The organism is Candidatus Symbiopectobacterium sp. (assembly GCF_020054415.1).
GTDB lineage: Bacteria > Pseudomonadota > Gammaproteobacteria > Enterobacterales > Enterobacteriaceae > Symbiopectobacterium.
The window spans coordinates 1-21,491 of sequence record NZ_JAHWCO010000538.1 but is presented as its reverse complement, the minus strand read 5'-3'; the positions used below and the strand labels follow the sequence as shown (position 1 = coordinate 21,491).

21 protein-coding genes are annotated in these 21,491 nt (G+C 53.5%); 2 read left to right on the top strand and 19 right to left on the bottom strand.

Features of this window, described 5'->3' with window-relative positions:
• Window positions 1-280: 280 nt before the first annotated feature.
• The 18 genes from QZ506_RS15910 to yceD all read right to left on the bottom strand — a co-directional run bounded on the left by QZ506_RS15910 (window position 281) and on the right by yceD (window position 15,097).
• Window positions 281-1,147 carry a phosphotransferase gene (locus QZ506_RS15910; protein WP_291972379.1) on the bottom strand — a complete coding sequence of 289 codons (867 nt, stop codon included), beginning with the start codon at window positions 1,145-1,147 and terminating at the stop codon, window positions 281-283.
• Complete coding sequence (gene lpoB, locus QZ506_RS15905; protein ID WP_291972377.1) at window positions 1,128-1,706, bottom strand: penicillin-binding protein activator LpoB; 579 nt, start codon at window positions 1,704-1,706, stop codon at window positions 1,128-1,130. Before lpoB ends, QZ506_RS15910 begins: the two co-directional genes overlap by 20 nt.
• Before the next feature lie 62 nt (window positions 1,707-1,768).
• Complete coding sequence (locus QZ506_RS15900) at window positions 1,769-2,056, bottom strand: DUF1425 domain-containing protein (protein ID WP_291972375.1); 288 nt, start codon at window positions 2,054-2,056, stop codon at window positions 1,769-1,771.
• A 63-nt stretch (window positions 2,057-2,119) separates the two neighbouring features.
• On the bottom strand, window positions 2,120-2,470 hold the full coding sequence (gene hinT / locus QZ506_RS15895; RefSeq protein ID WP_291972373.1) for a purine nucleoside phosphoramidase: 351 nt from the start codon (window positions 2,468-2,470) through the stop codon (window positions 2,120-2,122).
• 185 nt (window positions 2,471-2,655) lie between these two features.
• The gene (ptsG, locus tag QZ506_RS15890) at window positions 2,656-4,089 is read right to left on the bottom strand and encodes a PTS glucose transporter subunit IIBC (RefSeq protein WP_291972372.1); all 1,434 of its coding nucleotides are present in this window, start codon (window positions 4,087-4,089) and stop codon (window positions 2,656-2,658) included.
• A 308-nt stretch (window positions 4,090-4,397) separates the two neighbouring features.
• On the bottom strand, window positions 4,398-5,195 hold the full coding sequence (locus QZ506_RS15885) for a metal-dependent hydrolase (RefSeq protein WP_291972370.1): 798 nt from the start codon (window positions 5,193-5,195) through the stop codon (window positions 4,398-4,400).
• A 19-nt stretch (window positions 5,196-5,214) separates the two neighbouring features.
• A complete protein-coding gene (holB, locus tag QZ506_RS15880) occupies window positions 5,215-6,228 on the bottom strand; it encodes a DNA polymerase III subunit delta' (RefSeq protein WP_291972368.1) in 1,014 nt (337 codons plus the stop codon).
• 2 nt (window positions 6,229-6,230) lie between these two features.
• Window positions 6,231-6,899 (bottom strand): dTMP kinase, encoded by a 669-nt coding sequence (gene tmk, locus QZ506_RS15875; protein ID WP_291972366.1) that lies wholly within the window; start codon window positions 6,897-6,899, stop codon window positions 6,231-6,233.
• A complete protein-coding gene (gene mltG / locus QZ506_RS15870) occupies window positions 6,889-7,914 on the bottom strand; it encodes an endolytic transglycosylase MltG (protein ID WP_291972364.1) in 1,026 nt (341 codons plus the stop codon). The genes tmk and mltG overlap by 11 nt, the downstream gene beginning before the upstream one ends.
• A 14-nt stretch (window positions 7,915-7,928) precedes the next feature.
• Window positions 7,929-8,729 (bottom strand): aminodeoxychorismate lyase, encoded by an 801-nt coding sequence (gene pabC / locus QZ506_RS15865; protein WP_291972362.1) that lies wholly within the window; start codon window positions 8,727-8,729, stop codon window positions 7,929-7,931.
• 195 nt (window positions 8,730-8,924) lie between these two features.
• Window positions 8,925-10,166 (bottom strand): beta-ketoacyl-ACP synthase II, encoded by a 1,242-nt coding sequence (fabF, locus tag QZ506_RS15860; RefSeq protein WP_291972360.1) that lies wholly within the window; start codon window positions 10,164-10,166, stop codon window positions 8,925-8,927.
• 82 nt (window positions 10,167-10,248) lie between these two features.
• Window positions 10,249-10,485, bottom strand: a complete 237-nt coding sequence (gene acpP / locus QZ506_RS15855; RefSeq protein WP_012765204.1) for an acyl carrier protein — start codon at window positions 10,483-10,485, stop codon at window positions 10,249-10,251.
• Between the two features lie 172 nt (window positions 10,486-10,657).
• On the bottom strand, window positions 10,658-11,392 hold the full coding sequence (gene fabG, locus QZ506_RS15850) for a 3-oxoacyl-ACP reductase FabG (protein ID WP_291972358.1): 735 nt from the start codon (window positions 11,390-11,392) through the stop codon (window positions 10,658-10,660).
• Window positions 11,393-11,405: 13 nt separating this feature from the next.
• Entirely contained in the window at window positions 11,406-12,335 is a 930-nt protein-coding gene (gene fabD / locus QZ506_RS15845; protein ID WP_291972356.1) for an ACP S-malonyltransferase, read from the bottom strand.
• Window positions 12,336-12,353: 18 nt separating this feature from the next.
• Window positions 12,354-13,307 (bottom strand): beta-ketoacyl-ACP synthase III, encoded by a 954-nt coding sequence (locus tag QZ506_RS15840; RefSeq protein WP_291972353.1) that lies wholly within the window; start codon window positions 13,305-13,307, stop codon window positions 12,354-12,356.
• A gap of 6 nt (window positions 13,308-13,313) precedes the next feature.
• Entirely contained in the window at window positions 13,314-14,360 is a 1,047-nt protein-coding gene (plsX, locus tag QZ506_RS15835) for a phosphate acyltransferase PlsX (protein ID WP_291972351.1), read from the bottom strand.
• A 28-nt stretch (window positions 14,361-14,388) separates the two neighbouring features.
• The gene (gene rpmF / locus QZ506_RS15830) at window positions 14,389-14,559 is read right to left on the bottom strand and encodes a 50S ribosomal protein L32 (protein WP_291972350.1); all 171 of its coding nucleotides are present in this window, start codon (window positions 14,557-14,559) and stop codon (window positions 14,389-14,391) included.
• Window positions 14,560-14,575: 16 nt separating this feature from the next.
• Complete coding sequence (gene yceD, locus QZ506_RS15825; RefSeq protein WP_291972348.1) at window positions 14,576-15,097, bottom strand: 23S rRNA accumulation protein YceD; 522 nt, start codon at window positions 15,095-15,097, stop codon at window positions 14,576-14,578.
• A 158-nt stretch (window positions 15,098-15,255) separates the two neighbouring features.
• Between yceD and QZ506_RS15820 the strand changes: the two genes are divergently transcribed.
• Complete coding sequence (locus tag QZ506_RS15820) at window positions 15,256-15,852, top strand: nucleoside triphosphate pyrophosphatase (protein WP_291972346.1); 597 nt, start codon at window positions 15,256-15,258, stop codon at window positions 15,850-15,852.
• A gap of 162 nt (window positions 15,853-16,014) precedes the next feature.
• Here the strand turns inward: QZ506_RS15820 and rluC are convergent, their stop codons facing one another.
• Window positions 16,015-16,968 (bottom strand): 23S rRNA pseudouridine(955/2504/2580) synthase RluC, encoded by a 954-nt coding sequence (gene rluC / locus QZ506_RS15815; RefSeq protein ID WP_291972345.1) that lies wholly within the window; start codon window positions 16,966-16,968, stop codon window positions 16,015-16,017.
• Window positions 16,969-17,565: 597 nt separating this feature from the next.
• Here rluC and rne point away from each other — a divergent pair.
• Window positions 17,566-20,898, top strand: coding sequence for a ribonuclease E (gene rne / locus QZ506_RS15810; RefSeq protein WP_291972344.1), 3,333 nt, complete (start codon window positions 17,566-17,568; stop codon window positions 20,896-20,898).
• Window positions 20,899-21,491 lie beyond the last annotated feature (593 nt).

The window sequence follows — 21,491 nt, the reverse complement described above, 5'->3', positions numbered from 1 at the left end:
AGTCCAGTGAAACGACGGATCCTCGCAACGCAAAATCATGCAGTTAGGCCTCATGAGAAAACTGTACACCTGAGGTGACAAGCATTTTCTACCAAAACTGGCTTGGCAAAACAGCATGACTCACTATTATTCAACAAAGCCCCTCAGGATACGACCAACGCCAGACGTCACCGCCTATCACAACAAGCAAACGCTTTTTTGATAATACACCTGATGGATTGTGCCTGCATTGACCGATGACAGGTTATCTGGCGCACAGTGCCTAGATTATTCGCCCGGATTACGAGTTTAGCCCAAGAGCACGACGCGATGCCGAACCTGCCGCTAAAAACGCCGTTTGTCCCGTTTGATGCCAGCACACCTCACACCACATCAGAATAAGATAATCGGCCCAGGGCAGCCACTTTTGAACCGATGTGTTCAACGCCTGCGCGCACAAACCGGGCCGCTGCTGTTGGTAGGTTCGCAGCAAGCGCCGTTGCGACTCAACGTCAAGCCCATTGCCACGCACCAACAGCGCCAGTTCCAGTCCAATATCTCCATCGGCGGCATATTCCCAATCGATAAGCAGCAGCGCCCCCTGCGGCGTGATCAACACATTCTCGCTATGTACGTCTAGATGCAACGGTGCCCACGCGAGCAAGTCAGGCGGGGCTTTACGCTGAAAATGGTGGTGCCAGCGCAGTAACGCTGGCGAGCGTCGACGCGGATCCATATTTTGCCAGTGATGGATAAACTGCGCCGGTAAATTCAAATGAAAGCCACAACACGGCTGGCAGTGAAGCTGGCTGAGCAGTTGTGCTAGCGATCCGTTTTCCAATACGCCTGAAAAATCCTGCGCAGACACCGTAGCCCCTGCGGCCCATTCCACGATGAGCCAACCGTCGCGGTAGACAACAGGCTTAGGAGCCAACTGCCGTGCAGAGAGCTGGCGTAACACCCGGTATTCACGTTGTCTGAATACGCCCAACTGCGCCGCCTCTGTGGTTTGCGGCCGCGCTAGCAATTGACGATCGCCCACGCTAACGCGCCAACAGCCGCGTCCCGAATCGTTCACAGCTTCGAAATGAAAACCGGCGGTATCAACCGCCGGAAAGTGTTGCGCAAGCAGACGTTCAAGCGCCAATTTACTGTTGGACGGCACCATTTCCCGACCATACGATTTCACCGGTTTGCACAAGCATCAGCTGCATGTCCAACTGCGGGTTTTTCACATCACCGCTGACATCGCTGTAGAGCACATACTGCGCGCTCACGTAGCGCGCCAGGCCTATCGCCTTAGTGCGCGAGCCCAGACTGTCCTCTGCCGATAACCCTAGCGTCTGTTTCGCCACGGCCACCTGTTCACGTGGCACCAGCGCGAACGCGTTGCCGTTCGCAAACGCATCACAAATCGCCGCTGTCGCCTTCGCGACCGGCAACGAGCCGTTGGTGTTGTTCTTCACGCTGTCAACCAGCAGGATACTGCCGGGCGCTACGCCGCTGGCCTGTCGCATTTGTGCCACTAAAGGCCCGACACTACCTTCCCAGTTCAGTGTTTGAATTTTCGGAGGCGTAGGCACCGGCTGCCCCGGTGGCGGCGTGACCACTTCCGGCTGTGACGGTTGCACCGGTTCGATCTGCGCAGGTGGCTGTTGCTCTGGCGGACGGGTCATACAACCGGTCAACACCATCGCCCCGAACAGCAGCACAAGATACTTTTTCATGCGTTCCTCTCTAAACACTTTTACAGAAACAGATGGAGGCGGACTTGCTGAACATTCTGCCCCTAGTGCGCGCCAGAAATGCGCACTTCGCTCTGCGCCTGAACCAGAACACTGCGCACATCGTCATAAGGCAGCACATCCAACCCTTTTCCATCATACCAGTAGAAGCGGTACTGTACCGTCACCGCCTGGGATGACGTATTGCGCAGCACCGCACAGGCGCTTCCGCCCTCACTGCGCGTGGTCAGATCGGGTTTTGATGCCGTAATCCCAGCGGACAACAAAGAAGCACCGAGCACTAACGTTTGCCGCTCATTGATGGTCAACACGGGGGGGGTGGGCTGGAACACGCAACAACCCCCAGCACCAACACAGCAGATAACAGGCCGCGCACAATCTGGAAGTTCATGAAGTTAGTCCGACAACAATGGCCCCAGAGGACGTCCACCCAGCAGGTGCATATGAATATGATAGACCTCCTGGCCGCCGTGGCGATTGCAATTAACGATCAGACGATAACCGTCTTCATCAATGCCCTCGTCGCGCGCAATCTTGCTGGCGACGGTGAACAATCTTCCCAGTGCTTGTTCGTGCTCAGGCAAAACATCATTTACGTTATTAATCAATACATTAGGAACGATCAGAACGTGCGTTGGCGTGCGAGGCGCGATGTCACGAAAGGCCGTAACCAGTTCATCCTGATAGACGATGTCGGAAGGAATTTCCCGGCGGATAATTTTACTGAAAATAGTTTCTTCAGCCATGTTTGAGTTCCTTATAAACGTGCAACGCAGAATGGTTACGGCAGTATGAGTGACACTTTCGGTTGCTTTCAACCTTCTTTCTGTTTTTTCTAGTTCAGATGTTTGAATTGCGGCTTTTTCACCGCAGGTCAGCGCACAATAAAAAAGGGAGCTTTCGCTCCCTTTATCACTCCCCGGACAACGAATCAGTGATTACGGATGTAATAATCCATATCCGTTTTCAGGTTGTCAGATTTAGTACCAAAAATTGCCTGTACACCAGAGCCAGCAACAACAACGCCAGCTGCACCCAGTTTTTTGAGGCCTTCCTGATCCACTTTGGCGACAACACCGACACTCACACGCAGACGCGTAATACAGGCGTCCAGATTGATGATGTTTTCTTTGCCACCAAAGGCAGTCACCAGCGCCGCCGCCATATCACTGCTGTTCTGCGCGGACTGTTCAGAGGTGCTCTCTTCGCAGCCCGGCGTTTTCAGGTTCAGTTTGGCAATCAGTACACGGAAGATGGTGTAGTAAGCCAGCGCGTAGCACAGACCAACGATCGGGAACAGCCACAGATTACTGCCGTTGCCGCTCAGTACTACGAAGTCAATCAAACCGTGGGAGAAACTGGTGCCATCGCGCATGCCCAGCAGGATACAGATGGGGAACGCCAGGCCCGCCAGAATGGCATGGATCACGTAGAGGATCGGTGCCACAAACAGGAAGGAGAACTCAATCGGTTCAGTGATCCCGGTCAGGAACGAGGTCAATGCCGCAGAGAGCATAATACCGCCCACTTTAGCGCGATTTTCCGGCTTGGCGGAGTGCCAAATAGCAATCGCCGCCGCCGGCAGGCCGTACATTTTGAACAGGAAGCCCCCCGCCAGTTTACCTGCAGTCGGGTCACCGGCCATGTAACGAGGGATGTCACCGTGGAACACCTGGCCCGCCGCGTTGGTTAATTCACCGATCTGCATCTGGAACGGCACATTCCAGATATGGTGCAAGCCAAACGGCACCAACGAGCGCTCAACAATACCGTACAGGCCAAATGCCAGCACCGGGTTCTGATAGGCAACCCAGTGTGAGAACGTTTGGATTGCGGTCCCTACCGGTGGCCAGATAAAGGAGAGTACCACACCGGTGATAATCGCTGTCAGACCAGAGATGATCGGCACAAAGCGTTTACCGGCAAAAAAGCCCAGGTATTCCGGCAACTGGATACGGTAGAAACGGCTAAAAATGTGGGCCGCAATCGCACCAGCGATGATCCCACCGAGCACCCCGGTATCCGCCAGGTGTTCTTTGATGATCACCTCAGGCGGCAGTTGCAGCACGAGTGGAGCCACCGCTGCCATCGTCTTCACCATAATGCCGTAGGCAACAACGGCCGCCAGCGCGGAAACCCCATCATTATTGGTAAAACCGAGGGCAACGCCGATGGCAAAAATCAGTGGCATATTGGCAAATACGGAGTCACCCGCTTGCTCCATCACGCTTGAGACTATGTCCGGCAGCCAGCTGAAGTTGGCCGATCCGACACCAAGCAGGATACCTGCAATGGGCAGTACGGAGACAGGCAGCATCAGCGACTTACCTACTTTTTGCAGGTTGGAAAATGTATTCTTGAACATAACTGAGTGTGCTCCTGAGTAATAGTGCTTTTACGGCGTTATAGCAAAAAAAGGCGGGGAGGATACCCTTTGTTATTTAAGGTATTTATCACTCTTTTAATTTTTACGTAGAGTAAAATAAATGGTTCATTCAATGTTTGACTGCTATCACGTTTCATTGCGCCAACAGATCGAGTAGCGCACAAAATCGCCATTTCTGTAGGTAACAGACGGGCAGAACCTCTGTCACTGGTGGCGAAACCACCAACCAGCGCACAGATGAGCGTCAATTAATTACGCAGCACAAAAAAACTCGGCCATTTTAAACACTAAACGGCGGCGGTCAACCGCTGTGAATCGATGTGGAACAGGCGGGAAAAATTCTCTGTAGTAGCCGCTGCTAATTGTGCAATATCAACACCTTTTAGCACGGAGAGATACTCGGCAACATCGCGCACGTAGGCAGGCTGGTTCTCTTTACCACGAAACGGCACCGGGGCCAACCAAGGGGAATCGGTTTCAACCAGCAGGCGATCCAGTGGAACAAACCGGGCAACGTCACGAAGTTCGTCTGCATTACGAAACGTCACAATGCCTGAAAACGAGATATAGAACCCCATATTCAGCAGCGTACGCGCCGTAGCAATATCCTCAGTGAAGCAGTGCAGCACACCACCACAGCGCTCAACTCCCTCTTCTTTCAGAATATCAAGGGTATCTTGACGTGCCGAGCGGATATGGACGATAACCGGCTTGTTTAACTCACAGCCGACGCTAATGTGTTCGCGAAAGGAATCACGCTGTTGCGCCTGTGTTTCCGGCTGATAGCGGTAATCGAGGCCGGTTTCACCCATCGCCACCACGAGTGGATCAGCAGCCAGTTGGCGTAGCTCAGCATAATCATACGGTGCGTCCTGATTGAGAGGATGCACACCGCACGAATAAGCCACTCCCGGGCGATCGCCGATCAGTTCACGCATGGTGCGATAACCGGACAGCGTTGTTCCCACCGCCAGCACAAAGCCGACGTCACGCGCCCGCGCTTTGGTCAACACATCAGACACATCTTTATGCAGAGATTGATAATCCAGACCATCAAGGTGGCAGTGCGAATCCACTAATAACATGCTATTTACTCAACGCTTATCAAACAGAGAAAGAAGGGAGAGAATTCAGGTTTGCCGTTTGGAACCGTTGTTCCCATTCCAGCAACACATCGGCCAGCAGGAGTTCACGGTTTACGCCTGTCACCGTCAGGAGCTGATGACGGCAACGCAGCCAACGAGCAAGCATGGCGTCTATTTCCGTAGCAGGTAACTGGCTAGCTAACAGCGCTATCAGCACATCCTGATCGAGGTTAACGCGCGCGCGCGCGGCTCCACGCTGTATTTTTAACGCATCCAGTAGCAGCGAGGAAAGCCAGTGAAGACGCTCCGGTGCGTCTTCATGGTTCAGTTGCGGCAACAGCGAATAAAAAGCACGCGCTGGCACCGCGTTTGCCAGCGCCTGACATAGTGCCGTGCGCTGGCGTGCGGTATCATCTTGCAGCAGGTGCTCAGCCGCCAGCGGCGCACCGGCCTGCAAACGCAGCGCGGTTTGCAGCGCCTGCTCAGACGCAGGGTGTCGTTTATTGAGCCAAACAACGCTTTGTGCTTCGTCAGGCGTAGGCAGATAAAGGTGCAGGCAGCGGCTGCGCAGCGTCGCCAGCAAACGTGTTGGCTCATGACAACCCAGCAAAAAATAGGTCGCTTCTGGCGGTTCTTCCAGGTTTTTTAACAACGCGTTGGCCGCCGCTTCAGTCAACTGCTCGCTGTTTTCAATCCATACCAGCTTGGCACCACCCTGCCGTGAACGCTGATAGAGGTTTTCCAATACGCTGCGTATCGCATCAACCCCTAACGTCTGTTTTCCCTTTTCCGGGCTGAGGGCATACCAGTCCGGGTGCGTACCCGCCATCATCAATTTACAGGAATGGCATTCGCCGCAGCTTTTCATTCCCTCTGGCTTTTGGCACAGCACACGTCTTGATAACGCATACACCAGCGATTCGCGCCCCATACCCGGCAACGCGTGCAGCAACACTGCGTGGTGTGCTCGCCCCTCCTGATATCCCTCAATCAGTTGCCGATAGTGCCCATTCAGCCAGGGATACCATTCCATGCTTAGCGCTCCTGTACCGACAACGGTGCAGCATCTTGTGTCTGTTGCTGACCAAGCCACCGCACCAGAGCAGCTTCAATATCCGCACTCACCTTGTCCAACGGTTGTGAGGCATCAATGGTAACGATGGTTGCATCGGTGGCAGCCAGCGCTTGATAACGTGCACGAGTACGGGCGAAGAAATCCAATGATTCCTGCTCAATGCGGTCGAGTGCACCGCGCTGGCGTGCACGCGCCAACCCCTGCTCCGGCGGAATATCAAGGTACAAAGTAAGATCGGGACGAAATGTGCCCAGCACGGTATCACGCAGTGACTGCATGAGCTGTTGATCCATACCGCGCCCACCGCACTGATAAGCCTGCGAGGAGAGATCGTGGCGATCGCCAATCACCCAGGTGCCCCGCGCCAAGGCGGGTTTGATGACATTTTCCACCAGCTGTACGCGCGCAGCATAGAGCATCAATAATTCAGCTTTATCAGTGATTCTCTCGTCGTCGGCACCCTGTTTTATCAGGTCACGTAGTCGCTCGGCCAATGGCGTACCGCCCGGTTCTCGGGTAAAAACCACATCCTGCACGCCGTGCGTCCGTAAGGTCGCTAATACGGTGTTCTGCGCACTGGTTTTACCTGCGCCTTCCAATCCTTCAATCACGATAAATTTACTGTTCATCCCGGTCCTTCAGCGTTGAGCGGTAAGCGCGCACTGCACGGTTATGATCGGCAAGGTTGGTCGTGAAACGGTGTCCCCCCTTCCCGTCCGCCATAAAATAAAGATAATCTGTTTTTGCCGGATGCGCGGCGGCTTCAAGTGCAGCTCGGCTCGGCATGGCGATTGGCGTCGGCGGCAACCCGGCAATCACATAGGTATTATACGGCGTGGCGGTGTCCAGTGCGCTACGCGTTATCACACCACGATAACCCTCACCCACACCATAAATCACGGTAGTATCGGTTTGCAGACGCATGCCTGCGCGTAGACGATTTAGAAACACCGACGCGACCTGAGGGCGCTCCTCTTTAACTGCCGTCTCTTTTTCTACGATGGAGGCCATGGTCAGCAGTTCCTCCTGCGACGCATAGGGCAACCCCGTCTCGCGATTTTTCCACACTCCGTCCACCACATTACGCATACGATGATGCGCACGCAGCAGCAGATCGCTGTCGCGCGTACCTGCGGTGTAAAGGTAAGTGTCGGGGTAGAGCCAGCCTTCCGGGTTCTCCGCCTCTTTAATGTCCAGCAGTGCAGCAATCTCTTGCGGCGTTTTATCCTGTACGCTGTGCGCCAGGTAGGGTGCGGTTTTCAACGTTTCCAGCCAGTCACGCAGTCGCGATCCTTCGACAAAACGAATAGAGAACTGCGCCTCTTTGCCGCTCGCCAGCAACGCCAGCATCTCCCGTACCGTCATACCCGGCATCAGGCGATAGGTGCCCGCTTTGAACTTTGCCAATTCTGGCTCCACGCGCAGCAGCCACTGAAACAGCACCGTTGGAGAGATCACCTGCTGTTCTGTCAGCGAGGTTTCCAGCACTTCTCTGCCGGTTCCGGCCTGGAGGGTGAAAATGGTCTCCTGTTCAATCAACAGCGGCGAGCGGGCAAACTGTTGCAGGTTATGCCATGCAGCGCAGAGTGCCGAGGCGAGTACCATCACCACCAGCAGAAAAAATAGCGTTTTCTTTCTTTTCATCATTCAACCATCGACTAACCGTTAGGGCTCAGTAGTTGGTACAACGCCCTGGAGCGATAACACCAGGTATCAATTTGATTGACCGGAAGCACCGGCATCAATGCATTACAAACAAACACTTCATCAGCATCGGCGAGCGTCTTCACAGGTTCACGCACTAGCTGTAGCTGATAATCGGGATACTGGGCCAAGCGGGTCATCACCTGCTGACGCGCCACACCGTTCACACCCGCGAGTGACAAATCCGGCGTAAATACCTGATAGCCCTTGCGCCAAAACAAATTAGCCGCACAGCATTCCACCAGGCAGCCCTCAGTGTCAAGCACCACCACGTCATCGATACCTTGCGCTTCCATCTCCTGGCGTATCAGGATCTGCTCCAGACGATTCAGGTGTTTAATGCCAGCCAATCGCGGATTGCGCCCCAACGTGACCAGACTGATGCCAAGAGATATACCCTGCTTGCGCCATTCGGTGTATTGAGCAGGATAACGCATCTGCATGACTATACTCGTCGGCTCGCCACAAGACAGCATGCTATAACCTCGTCCGCCACTACCACGGGTTACGATGGTTTTCACTACGCCTTGCTCCACGCCCTGTGCCGCCCGCTCCATTTCGGCTTGCAGTCTATCCCATGCCGCAAACGGAATATGCAAACGCGCAGTGTCCTGACGTAACCGCGCCATATGCAATGGCAACCACACGATCTTGCCTTCCAGCACGCGTGCGGTGGTGAAGCACCCGTCACCATACTGGAGGCCACGATCGGTAACGGCTATCTGCTCTTGCGCCTGGCCATTTATCCAAAACATACGCTGTCCTCACACACAGGTTCATGAATGCCGAAGCCAACAACGCCAAGGGTAGTGGCAGCAGCGTTACGTTCAAAGTGCCAGTAACCCATGACGGCAACAAGTGGCGCGTTCTGAATTATGCCCTGCCCACAATGGTGAGTGACAGGCAAAAAAAAACCGGTTGCCCGGGCTTTTAGCGGTATCGCTGCGCCATTACACGCGGCGGAACACCAGTGAACCGTTAGTACCGCCAAAACCGAAGGAGTTACACAGTGTGTATTCCATATCTGAAACCTGACGTGCTTCATGCGGTACAAAATCTAGGTCGCAACCTGCGTCCGGGTTATCCAGATTGATGGTCGGCGGAACAGCCTGATCGCGCAGCACCAGCGCCGTTAAGATAGATTCCACAGAACCCGCAGCCCCTAACAGGTGGCCGGTCATGGATTTGGTTGAGCTCACCATTACGCGGCTCGCTTGTTCACCAAACACAGATTTGACTGCGTGCGTTTCCGCCAGATCACCCGCTGGCGTAGAGGTACCATGCGCGTTGATATACCCAATCTGGGCCGGGGTAATACCTGCATCGTGCAGGGCATTTTGCATCGCCAACGCAGCGCCAGCGCCATTTTCCGGCGGTGACGTCATGTGATAGGCATCGCTGCTCATGCCGAAGCCAACGATTTCGGCGTAAATTTTCGCGCCGCGTTTCTTCGCATGTTCATACTCTTCCAGCACCATGATCCCGGCACCGTCACCCAGCACAAAACCATCACGATCTTTATCCCACGGACGGCTTGCCGCCTGAGGATTGTCGTTACGTGTGGAAAGTGCACGGGCTGCGCCAAATCCACCAACGCCCAGAGGCGTACTGGCTTTTTCCGCGCCGCCGGCCAGCATAATATCTGCATCGTTGTAAGCAATGATGCGCGCCGCATGGCCAATATTATGCACGCCAGAAGTACAGGCAGTGACAATGGAAATACTCGGACCACGCAGTCCGAACATGATGCTTAGATGCCCAGCCACCATGTTAACAATAGTGGAAGGGACAAAGAACGGACTGATTTTACGCGGACCGCCGTTCACCAGTAAACTGTGGTTCTCTTCAATGAGCCCCAAGCCACCAATGCCGGAACCGATCGCCGCACCGAAGCGCGTCGCGTTTTCTTCCGTCACTTCAATACCGGAATCACGCATGGCATTAATGCCAGCAGCAATACCGTATTGGATAAAAGCATCCATCTTGCGCGCTTCCTTGCGCGAGATGAAATCCTCACTATTTAAATCCTTTACTAAGCCAGCAAAACGGGTTGCATAGGCAGTAGTATCGAAATGGTCGATCAGGCTGATGCCACTCTGACCGGCAAGAAGAGCACTCCAGGTGGACTCAACTGTATTACCGACAGGAGTTAACATGCCCAGTCCGGTCACAACTACACGACGCTTAGACACGCTTGTCCTCCAAGGAGGGAAAATATGACACTGCGGGACAAAGAAAACTTAGGCGGTCGAGTGACCGCCTAGATATGTTCGCTTACTGCTGGTTAGCCTGAATAAAATCAATGGCTGCCTGAACAGTTGTGATTTTTTCTGCTTCTTCGTCTGGAATTTCAGTATCAAATTCTTCTTCCAGCGCCATTACCAGTTCAACGGTGTCAAGAGAATCAGCGCCGAGATCATCAACGAAGGAAGCGTTGTTAACCACTTCTTCCGGTTTAACACCAAGCTGTTCAACGATGATTTTCTTAACGCGTTCTTCGATAGTGCTCATACTCTTAAATTTCCTATCAAAACTCGCTTTCGCGATGGTTTTCGTAGTGTATAAAATGTTGAAAAAGATGCAACAAAATCCCTGCTGGTCTAACCACGATTTTGTGCTATTTTGCGGTTCTCACCGCAACTAACGCAAATAACGCAAATAACACAAATAAATTCCGAGCTAATTAGATCATATACATGCCGCCGTTGACATGCAACGTCTCACCCGTAATATAACCAGCCTCATCGGAGGCCAAAAAAGCAACAGCACTGGCGATCTCTTTCGCGTCCCCAAGTCGGTTCGCAGGAACCTGGCTCAAAATGCCTGCACGTTGTTCTTCTGTCAATGCCTGAGTCATATCGGTTTCGATAAAACCTGGCGCAACCACATTGACAGTAATGCAACGTGAGGCTACTTCGCGCGCCAGCGACTTGCTAAAACCGATCAGGCCCGCTTTCGCTGCCGCATAGTTCGCTTGCCCGCCGTTCCCCATGGTTCCCACTACGGAGCCGATGGTGACGATACGGCCAAAGCGTTTTTTCATCATGGCACGTAACACCGCTCTTGACAGACGAAATACCGATGTCAGATTGGTGTCGATGATATCTTGCCACTCGTCGTATTTCATTCGCATCAACAGGCTATCACGCGTAATGCCTGCGTTGTTGACCAAAATGTCGATTTCACCGAAATCCGCACGAACCGCTGTCAATACCGCTTCAACGAACGCCTGATCGGCGACGTTGAGCATATACCCTTTGCCATTGGCGCCCAACCACTCGCTGATGGCTTGCGCGCCATTTTCGCTGGTAGCGGTTCCCACCACGGTGGCACCGCGAGCCACCAGCGTTTCTGCTATCGCACGGCCAATACCGCGGCTTGCACCCGTTACCAGGGCAATTTTTCCTTCAAAGCTCATGGTACTCTCCGTTTTATTGTTCCAAGGCCGCAGACAGTGAAGCAGGATCGTTAACTGCCGCCGCACTCAGGGTGTCAACAATACGTTTTGTCAGCCCGGTCAACACGTTGCATGGTCCCACTTCCAGCAAGCTCTCAACGCCTTGAGCAGCAACGTAGGAGACACACTCGGTCCAACGCACCGGGCTGTAAAGCTGTTTTACCAGCGCCGCACGAATGGCATCAGGATCGGTTTCGCTATGCGCATCAACGTTGTTAACCACTGGAATGGCTGGCGTAGTAACTGTAATCGTTTTTAACGCCTCTGCCAGCTTTTCTGCCGCAGGCTTCATCAACGCGCAGTGGGAGGGCACACTCACCAGCAGCGGCAACGCACGCTTGGCCCCGGCGGCTTTGCAAGCTACACCAGCACGCTCAACGGCTTCTTTGTTACCCGCAATCACCACCTGTCCCGGCGAGTTGAAATTCACCGGAGAAACTACTTGCCCCTCGGCAGACGCTTCACAGGCAGCCGCGATAGCATCGTTATCCAGACCAATGATAGCGTACATCGCGCCCGTACCTTCCGGCACGGCTTCCTGCATCAGTTTGCCGCGCAGCTCAACCAGACGCACCGCTTCCTGAAAGTCCAGAGCACCGGCGCATACCAGTGCCGAATATTCACCCAGACTGTGGCCGGCCATCAGCGCGGGCTGTTTGCCGCCCTGCTGCTGCCACACCCGCCAAATCGCCACCGATGCCGTCAACAGTGCCGGTTGGGTTTGCCAGGTTTTATTCATTTCTTCCGCTGGGCCCTGTGCAGTGAGCTGCCACAAGTCGTAACCCAATACCTCAGAAGCCTGGGCAAAGGTTTCTTGTACTACCGGGTACTGTGCTGCCAGTTCAGCCAACATGCCGACTGTCTGGGAACCTTGCCCCGGAAATACCATTGCAAATTGCGTCATATTAAACGTCCCGTTTGATCAAAAACGAACCAGCGCAGAACCCCAGGTGAACCCGCCGCCAAAGGCTTCCAGCAGGATCAACTGACCGGGTTTTATCCTTCCATCGCGCACTGCTTCATCCAGAGCGCTGGGTACGGAAGCGGCCGACGTATTGCCGTGGCGATCAAGTGTCACCACAACCTTGTCCATGCCCATACCCAATTTCTTCGCCGTGGCACTGATGATGCGCAGGTTAGCCTGATGCGGCACCAACCAGTCCAACTCGCTCTTATCGAGTTGTGCGGCATGCAGCGTTTCTTCAACGATATGAGCCAGTTCCGTCACTGCTACTTTGAATACTTCGTTGCCAGCCATGGTCAGATAGGCAGGTTGATCCTGATGCGCACGATCCTGATGAGGCAGCGTCAACAGGTGGCCATAGCGGCCATCTGCATGCAGGTGGGTTGACAAGATGCCGGGTTGTTCCGACTGGCCCAACACCACCGCGCCCGCACCGTCACCGAACAGAATAATGGTACCGCGATCGGCAGGATCCAAAGTACGCGCCAGCGTATCTGAACCAATCACCAGCGCGTAATCTACCGCGCCGTTTTTAATGTATTGATCGGCAATGCTGAGCGCATAGCTAAACCCTGCGCAAGCCGCGGCGACGTCAAAAGCGATAGTATCGCGGATCTCCAGCATCTGCTGAATCTGACAGGCAGCACTCGGAAATGCGTGCGTAGAGGACGTGGTTGCAACAATCAGAAAGCCAATCTTGTCCTTATCGATGCCCGCCATCTCCAGCGCGTTCAGCGCTGCCTGATGTCCCATGGTCGCCACGTTTTCATCCGGCCCGGCAATGCGGCGCTCACGGATACCGGTGCGCGTCACAATCCACTCATCGGAAGTGTCAACCAATTGTTCTAAATCAGCGTTCGTCCTGATTTGTTCAGGCAAAAAACTGCCCGTTCCGATTATTTTAGTATACATGTACGCTCAGTCACTCTTGGGTAATACAGTTTTCAGGCGCGCAGCAATCCTGTCGGGAAGTTGCAGCTGAACCGCCTGCATTGCCTGTTCGATAGCGACGGCAAACGCCCGTTGGTTTGCCGCGCCATGGCTTTTTATCACGGTGCCCCGCAGCCCTAACAGACATGCGCCATTATATTGATCAGGATTGAGATGACCGAACCGTTTCGCCAATCGCTTTTGGATAAAACGGCCGATCAACGTGAGCCACCACGCTTGCTTCGCTTTACGTCCGACATCCGTCGACGACGATTTGAGCAGTGACAGGAACATCCTTACCACGCCTTCCATCGTCTTCAATGTGACATTACCCACAAAGCCGTCACAGACCATCACGTCGGTTTTGCCCGTCAGTAACTCATTGCCTTCAAGATAACCAATATAGTTAATCGAGGGCGTATTCTTTAACTGCGCGGCCGCATCGCGAATCGCGGCCAGGCCTTTGGTCTCTTCTTCGCCGATGTTCAGCAGTGCAACGCGCGGATTGTGCAGCGACAGCACCTCTTCGGCCATCACTGAACCCATCACAGCAAACTGTACCAATTGCGCACTGTCACACTCGACGTTGGCACCCAGATCCAGCACCACCGTTTTGCCCTGCTGCTGATGCGGCAACACCGTCACCAAAGCAGGACGATCAATACCTTCCAACGGCTTGAGCAACAGTTTCGCCAGTCCCATCAAGGCACCGGTATTTCCGGCACTCACGCACGCCTGTGCCCTACCCGTTTTAATCAGTTCCAGCGCAATGCGCATCGACGTACCACGACTGGCACGGATCGCCTGCGACGGACGCGCATCACTCACAATAACCGATTCAGTCGGCACAATTTCAAACCGGGACAGTAAAGCAGAATCGACTTTGGCGAGTAATGGATGAAGCGCAGCGGGATCGCCGACCAATAACAAGTGAAGACCCGGATTAGAAGCCAGTGCCTGCAATGCAGCAGGCACCGTTACGCAGGGACCAACGTCCCCGCCCATTGCATCCAACGCCAGTGTGAGGCGTGTCAAGGTATTGCCTTGCTAATAATCGCGAGAATTATTTGGCAATAACCTTGCGACCGCGGTAGTAGCCATCCGCAGTGATGTGATGACGCAGATGAGTTTCGCCAGAAACTTTGTCTACGGAAACAGAATAGGTGGTCAGGGCATCGTGAGCACGACGCATACCACGTTTGGAACGGCTAGGTTTGTTCTGTTGTACGGCCATGGACCCTACTCCTTAATTACTTACGCTTTAAACTGGCTAATACGGCAAACGGGTTCGGTTTCTCCACCTCTTCAGGCAGTTTACCGAACACCATGTTCGCTTCGGACACTTCACAGTGTTCAGAATCATGTACCGGAGCGATGGGCAATACGAGAATAATATCATCTTCAACCATCGCCAGCAAATCGACCTCGCCAAACTCATCGACATCGATTGGCTCATACACTTCCGGCAGAGCATCTGCCTGCTCGTCATTGACGACAGGACTGTAACAAAATGTGGTGTGAATCTGATGTTCGAACGGCTCTTGGCAGCGCTGGCACATCAGCGTAACGGCCACTTGTGCACTGCCGTCAATCACCGCCAAGCGCTGATTATCGATATGAAACGATAAAGAGACCTGAACATCACTATCCACACTGACCACAGACTCGGCAACGCGTACAACTTGTTCAACTGTGTAGACACCAACATAGTCTAAACGTTTTTGAGCCGTGCGAACCGCATCCAGGGCTAGGGGTAATTTTACCTTTTGCATAGGGTACGCATATTAACGTCGTAACGACTTAGAGTCAAAGGAAAAGGCGGCGTTGTCTTACTATGTTATCAAGATTCGCGATCGCCCAGATTCGCTTTCTCAGCGGCGCACAGTGTAAAATGCCTTTTTTGATTACGCTACGGTTTATCGTAAAAATTATGTCTCAGATTGTGCTTGCCTCTACCTCTCCTTACCGTAAAAGCCTGCTCGACAAGCTGGGACTGCCTTTTCAGTGTGCCAATCCCGATATCGATGAAACGCCATGTCAGCAAGAAAGCGCCGTCGCGCTGGTTGAGCGATTGGCACGGGAAAAAGCGCAAGCGCTGGCTACTTGCTATCCCACGCACCTGATTATCGGTGGCGACCAAGTCTGCGTGCTTAACGGTGTTATTACAGGAAAACCGCTGATTGCGGAAAAGGCAGCGCAGCAGTTGCGTCATGCCAGCGGTAGCCGCGTCACCTTTTATACTGGTTTGGCGCTGCTTAACAGCGCCAGTGGCGCGCTGCAATCGCAGGTCGAGCCCTTTGACGTACATTTTCGTGCGCTGAGTGAGGAAGACATTGCGGCCTATCTGGCGCGAGAGCAGCCGTGGTACTGTGCAGGAAGTTTCAAAAGTGAAGGATTGGGGATTGCCCTGTTTGATAAACTTTCCGGACGCGACCCCAATACCTTGGTTGGCCTGCCGCTTATTGCTCTGTGCGAGATGCTGCGCCATGAGGGCGTCAACCCATTAACACGGACCGGATTAGGGTAACCAGCACGCACCGCGTCACAGTCCCTCTCGTTATCCTAGGAAAAAGCCGGGGATCACTGTGAGAATAAACGCGTTTCTTCCGCACGAGACTCCCGCCTTCGCGGGAATAACGGTTGGTGGCGGGAGTTACTGTTTTAGCTAGATTACCAAACATCACTGATGCTATTTCTGCTGCCGCAACACCTGTAAGCAGTGGCGTAATGCCCCATCAAGCGGCGCTTCGACACGCATCATCTCACCGGTGGCAGGATGCTCAAAGCTCAACGACTGCGCATGCAAGAACAAACGCGACAGCCCGGTAGCAGCAAGTTGCCGGTCAAATTCTCTGTCGCCATAGCGATCGTCAAACGCGATAGGATGGCCTGCGTGCAGCGTATGTACGCGGATCTGATGGGTGCGCCCCGTCACCGGACTGGCGCGCACCAGCGTCGCCTGCTCAAAGCGCTCTTCCACTTTGAAACGGGTTTCTGAGGGTTTCCCTTCGCTACTGACCCGCACTACGCGCTCGCCGCTCTGCAAAATATTCTTTAACAGCGGTGCCTGCACCACTTTGCAATGTGATTGCCACTGACCGCGTACCAGCGCCAGATAATTTTTCTGCATGCCCTTGAGCCGCAGTTGTTCATGCAGCGCACGCAGCGCCGAACGTTTTTTTGCTACCAGCAATACGCCTGACGTATCACGATCAAGCCGGTGCACCAATTCCAGAAAGCGCGCTTCAGGCCGCAGCGCGCGCAACCCTCCGATGACACCGAAGCTCAGCCCACTGCCGCCATGCACCGCCGTGCCGGAGGGTTTATTGAGCACGATCAAGCTGTCATCTTCATACAAAATGCAATCTGCTAACGCAGCCACCTTATCGAGACTGGCTGACACCGCCGGTTCATCGCGTTCCGCTACGCGCACGGGAGGAACACGCACCACATCGCCATCCAGTAGCTTATATTCCGGCTTAGTACGTTTTTTGTTCACGCGCACCTCGCCTTTACGCAAGATGCGATAAATCATACTTTTCGGCACACCTTTAAGCCGCGCCAGCAAAAAGTTGTCGATACGCTGCCCCGCTTCATCGGCAGAAACTGCGATAAATTGTACTGATGGATTCTCTGTTTTCATGATGCGCGATTTTAAATAGACCGTGCAGATAGCGCCACTCCTTTTTATGTGTTTAACTGTCTGTCAGGTACTTAATGGGCTGCTACCGAGATATTGTGCCAACTGATTGCCATCGAACGCGCGAACTTCAGTCATACTGCTCGCACATTTGATAAAAATCACGACAACAATCTTGTTGCACATCCGTAAAGTCACCTTGCTATAACAGTACCAGCAATGAAATAATGCTGTGGTTTTACCCGCCTATCTTCCTGAAACAGTGGAGAGGGCAAAACAGGTAAATTTGCCTGATAACGCATAAACGCAGCAATGGCGTAAGACGTAATGCGTAATCAAGCAGCTAGCGGGCTGCGGATGGCAGCTTGACCGGTAAATGGAATCAGATCTGTTGACCCTTCTTCAGAAGCTGTTCCCTCAATAAATGTGCTGTTTTCCATCAGGAAATACAGGCTACCGAAATATGCGCCTCTATGCAAGCGACAACCGGGAGGTTGACGTCCCTGCGATAAGCCACGAGGCCATCGGTGAACCCGGTCATTCAGCATCTTTGTCCGTAGCTCTATCAATGATGCAAGTAAAAATAACGAGTAAGTTAAGATGAAAAGAATGTTAATTAACGCGACTCAGCAAGAAGAGTTGCGTGTTGCTTTGGTTGATGGTCAACGTCTCTACGATCTGGATATTGAAAGCCCAGGCCATGAGCAGAAAAAAGCCAATATCTATAAAGGAAAAATCACCCGCATCGAACCCAGTCTTGAAGCTGCTTTTGTTGATTATGGCGCAGAAAGACATGGTTTCCTTCCGTTAAAAGAGATTGCTCGCGAATACTTCCCCAGTAACTATGCCTCCCACGGTCGTCCCAACATCAAAGACGTGTTGCTCGAAGGACAGGAAGTTATTGTTCAGGTTGACAAAGAAGAGCGTGGCAACAAGGGCGCAGCGCTGACTACCTTTATCAGCCTGGCGGGCAGCTATCTGGTGTTGATGCCAAATAACCCGCGCGCGGTTGGCATTTCTCGTCGCATTGAAGGCGATGATCGCACCGAATTGAAAGAAGCACTGAGCTCGCTCGAACTGCCTGATGGCATGGGGCTTATCGTGCGTACCGCTGGTGTCGGCAAATCTGCCGATGCGCTCCAGTGGGATCTGGCGTTCCGTCTGAAACACTGGGATGCCATCAAAAAAGCGGCAGAAGGTCGCCCTGCCCCTTTCCTGATTCATCAGGAAAGCAATGTTATTGTTCGCGCATTCCGCGATTATTTACGCCCGGATATCGGTGAAATTCTTATCGATAACCCGAAAATCCTCGACCTTGCCAAAGAGCATATTTCTGCACTGGGCCGTCCAGATTTCAGCAGCAAAATCAAATTGTACAGCGGTGAAATTCCGTTGTTCAGCCACTATCAGATCGAATCGCAGATTGAATCCGCTTTCCAGCGTGAAGTGCGCTTGCCTTCTGGCGGCTCGATTGTCATCGATACCACAGAAGCATTGACGGCGATCGATATCAACTCGGCCCGTGCAACACGTGGCGGTGATATAGAAGAAACCGCCTTCAACACCAACCTCGAATCGGCTGATGAAATCGCCCGCCAGTTGCGTCTGCGTGACCTCGGTGGCTTGATTGTTATCGACTTTATCGACATGACCCCGGTTCGCCACCAGCGCGAAGTGGAAAACCGCCTGCGCGATGCCGTTCGTCAGGATCGCGCCCGTATTCAGATTGGTCGCATCTCTCGCTTCGGCCTGCTGGAAATGTCTCGTCAACGGTTGAGCCCGTCGCTCGGTGAATCCAGCCATCACGTCTGTCCGCGCTGTAGCGGGACGGGCACTATCCGTGGTAACGAATCCCTGTCGCTCTCTATCCTGCGTTTGCTTGAAGAAGAAGCGCTGAAAGAGAACACCCGGGAAGTTCACGCTATCGTACCGGTGCCTATCGCGTCTTATCTGCTGAACGAAAAACGCGAAGCCGTGAATGCCATTGAGAAACGTCAGGGTGGCGTTCGCGCCGTTATCGTGCCGCACGATGGTATGCAAACGCCGCACTACCACGTTCTGCGTGTGCGTAAAGGTGAAGAAAAGACCACGCTCAGCTATCTGCTGCCGCAGCGTCTTGATGCAGAGGCACAACAGGTTCAGGAAGAGCAATCTCTGGAGCGAAAGATTCCTGAGCAACCGGCCTTGGCCACGTTCACCATTCCTGACCTGCCTGAATCGCCAGTAATCACACCGAAACCAGCGACAAAAACAGCACCAGAGCAAGTTTCTGCACCTGCAACGCCTAGGCTGTTTGGCCGTCTGTTCGGCGCGTTGAAAAACATGTTCACCAGCGCGGAAAGCCAACCGGAAAGCCCCAACACGCAAGAAACCGCCTCGACGGAGCAACGGCAAGAGCGTCGTTCCGGTCGTCGTCAAGGATCGGGCAACCGTCGCGATCGTAATCAACGTGATGGCGCACGTGACGGCAGTGATGGTAACAAAGAAAGCCGTGACAGCAACCGCGAATCACGGGATGAGAACCGTCGCAACAAACGTCAGAACGCGCCAGCGGTGACAGAATCTGCCGCTCCTGTTGAAGAAGCGGTAGAAAAAGCACCACGTGACGATCAGCAACGTCGTGAACAACGTGCAGAGCGTCAACGTCGTCGTCAGGATGAAAAACGTAATGCCCAGCAAGATGTTAAAGCCCTAAACCGCGATGAAGAAAGCGCACAGGATGAGATTGAACAGGAGAAAACGACGCCGGTAATGCCGCGCCGTCAGCGCCGCCAGTTAACACAGAAAGTGCGTATCATTGACGGTGACGCAGCAAACGCTGAGAGCCAGGTTGAAGCATCAACATCCCCTGCACCGGTAGCAGAACACGCGCTGCCACTGTTGACGGATGCCGTGACAAGCGCGCCTGCGGAGACTGAAGTCAACGCAGAGCAGGCAGAGGCGGGCCGTAGTGATGCCAATATGCCACTCCGCTCGCGCCGTTCACCGCGTCATCTGCGCGTGAGTGGTCAACGTCGTCGTCGCTATCGTGATGAGCGTTATCCGACACAATCGCCGATGCCGTTGGCGCAGGCTTCTGCTTCGCCGGAGATGGCATCCGGTAAAGTGTGGGTCCGCTATCCTGTGGCTGCATTAGCACAAAACGACGAACAATCGACTGAGCTGTCACCAGCTGTCGAAGCACCCATTGTGGTACTGCCAGTCATTACTGCACTTGACGAGCAAACACAGCCTGTTGCAGCACCTGCAACGGACATCGTCAGCGCACCACTCGTAGACGACACTGTTAGTCCTGCGCCGGTCGCAGCTGAAAATGTAGCACAAGACTCGGTCGAAGCACCTGTTACCGTTGAGCAGGCCGTAGTCCCTGAGGCGGTCGTAACAACAGAACCCGTTGAGGTTGCTGATGCAGAAGTGACTGAGCCTGTCGCTGGCACGGAAACCACCTCAGAGCAAAGCACAGTTGTCGAGGAACAGCAGGTGGTAACACCAGCGGTACCCGCAGCTAGCGCTGAACAGGCACCTGTTGAAGCCGTTGAGGAACACGTCGCAGTAGTGGCGATTCCTCAGGCAACGGAAGAAACCGCACCAGCGGTTGCTGAAGTTGAAACCGCTGAAACGGCCGTGATAGCAGCCGACGCGATTGAGACCGTTGCACCCATTGCCGCTGTCGAACCTGCGCCCGTGGTTGCCGAGCCTTCTGTTTCGACCACGACTCGTGCGGTACAACCGTTACGCAGTACGGCTAAACAACAGCACTCAGCCTCCGCACCGATGACCAAAGCGTCTGCGCCAGCCTACGAGGCGGAAGCACCGCACCACAGCGATTGGATACGCCCAACCACCGAGTTCGCCGGTAAAGGCAGCGCGGGTGGTCACTCTGCCGTCAACCACGCTACCGCAGCAGCAGCAAAACCCGCCGCGTTTGAGTAAATACGCCATCAAGGCACAAAAAACCCCTCTTCGGAGGGGTTATTACATGATTTATTGTTTTGAAATAATAGGATTTATTTCTACAGTCATCCACAAGTCGTCCACATCGAACAACGAAAGCCTCGGTTTCGAGGCTTTTCTTTGTGCGTAAAAAAAAGCCAGCTCTAAGGGGTGTCTGAAGCCCAACCGTACGAAAACGTACGCTAAGTACATTTTTTGAACAGCTCTGATGAGGCACGGAGTTAATAGTTTTTTTGGCTTTGTTGAATAATAGGTAATCATGCTGTTTTTCCATGCCAGTTTTGGTAGAAAATGCTTGTCATCTCAGGTGTACATTTTTCTCATGAGGCCTAACTGCATGATTTTACGTTGCGAGGATCCGTCGTTTCACTGGGCTGCCAGCATAAAATCTATTTATTCAACAAAGCCCCAGAGAACTGATGGCCGGTGGCGAGAAATACCCGTCTGGCTCCCTTATGCTGTCGGTTAAAAACACGCAGGGGAACATAACCGGGATACAGCTTATCAGCGGTAATGGCGTTAAGAACCTGATGAAAGGGTCTAAATATTCCGGCTGTTTTATCCCGGTGTGT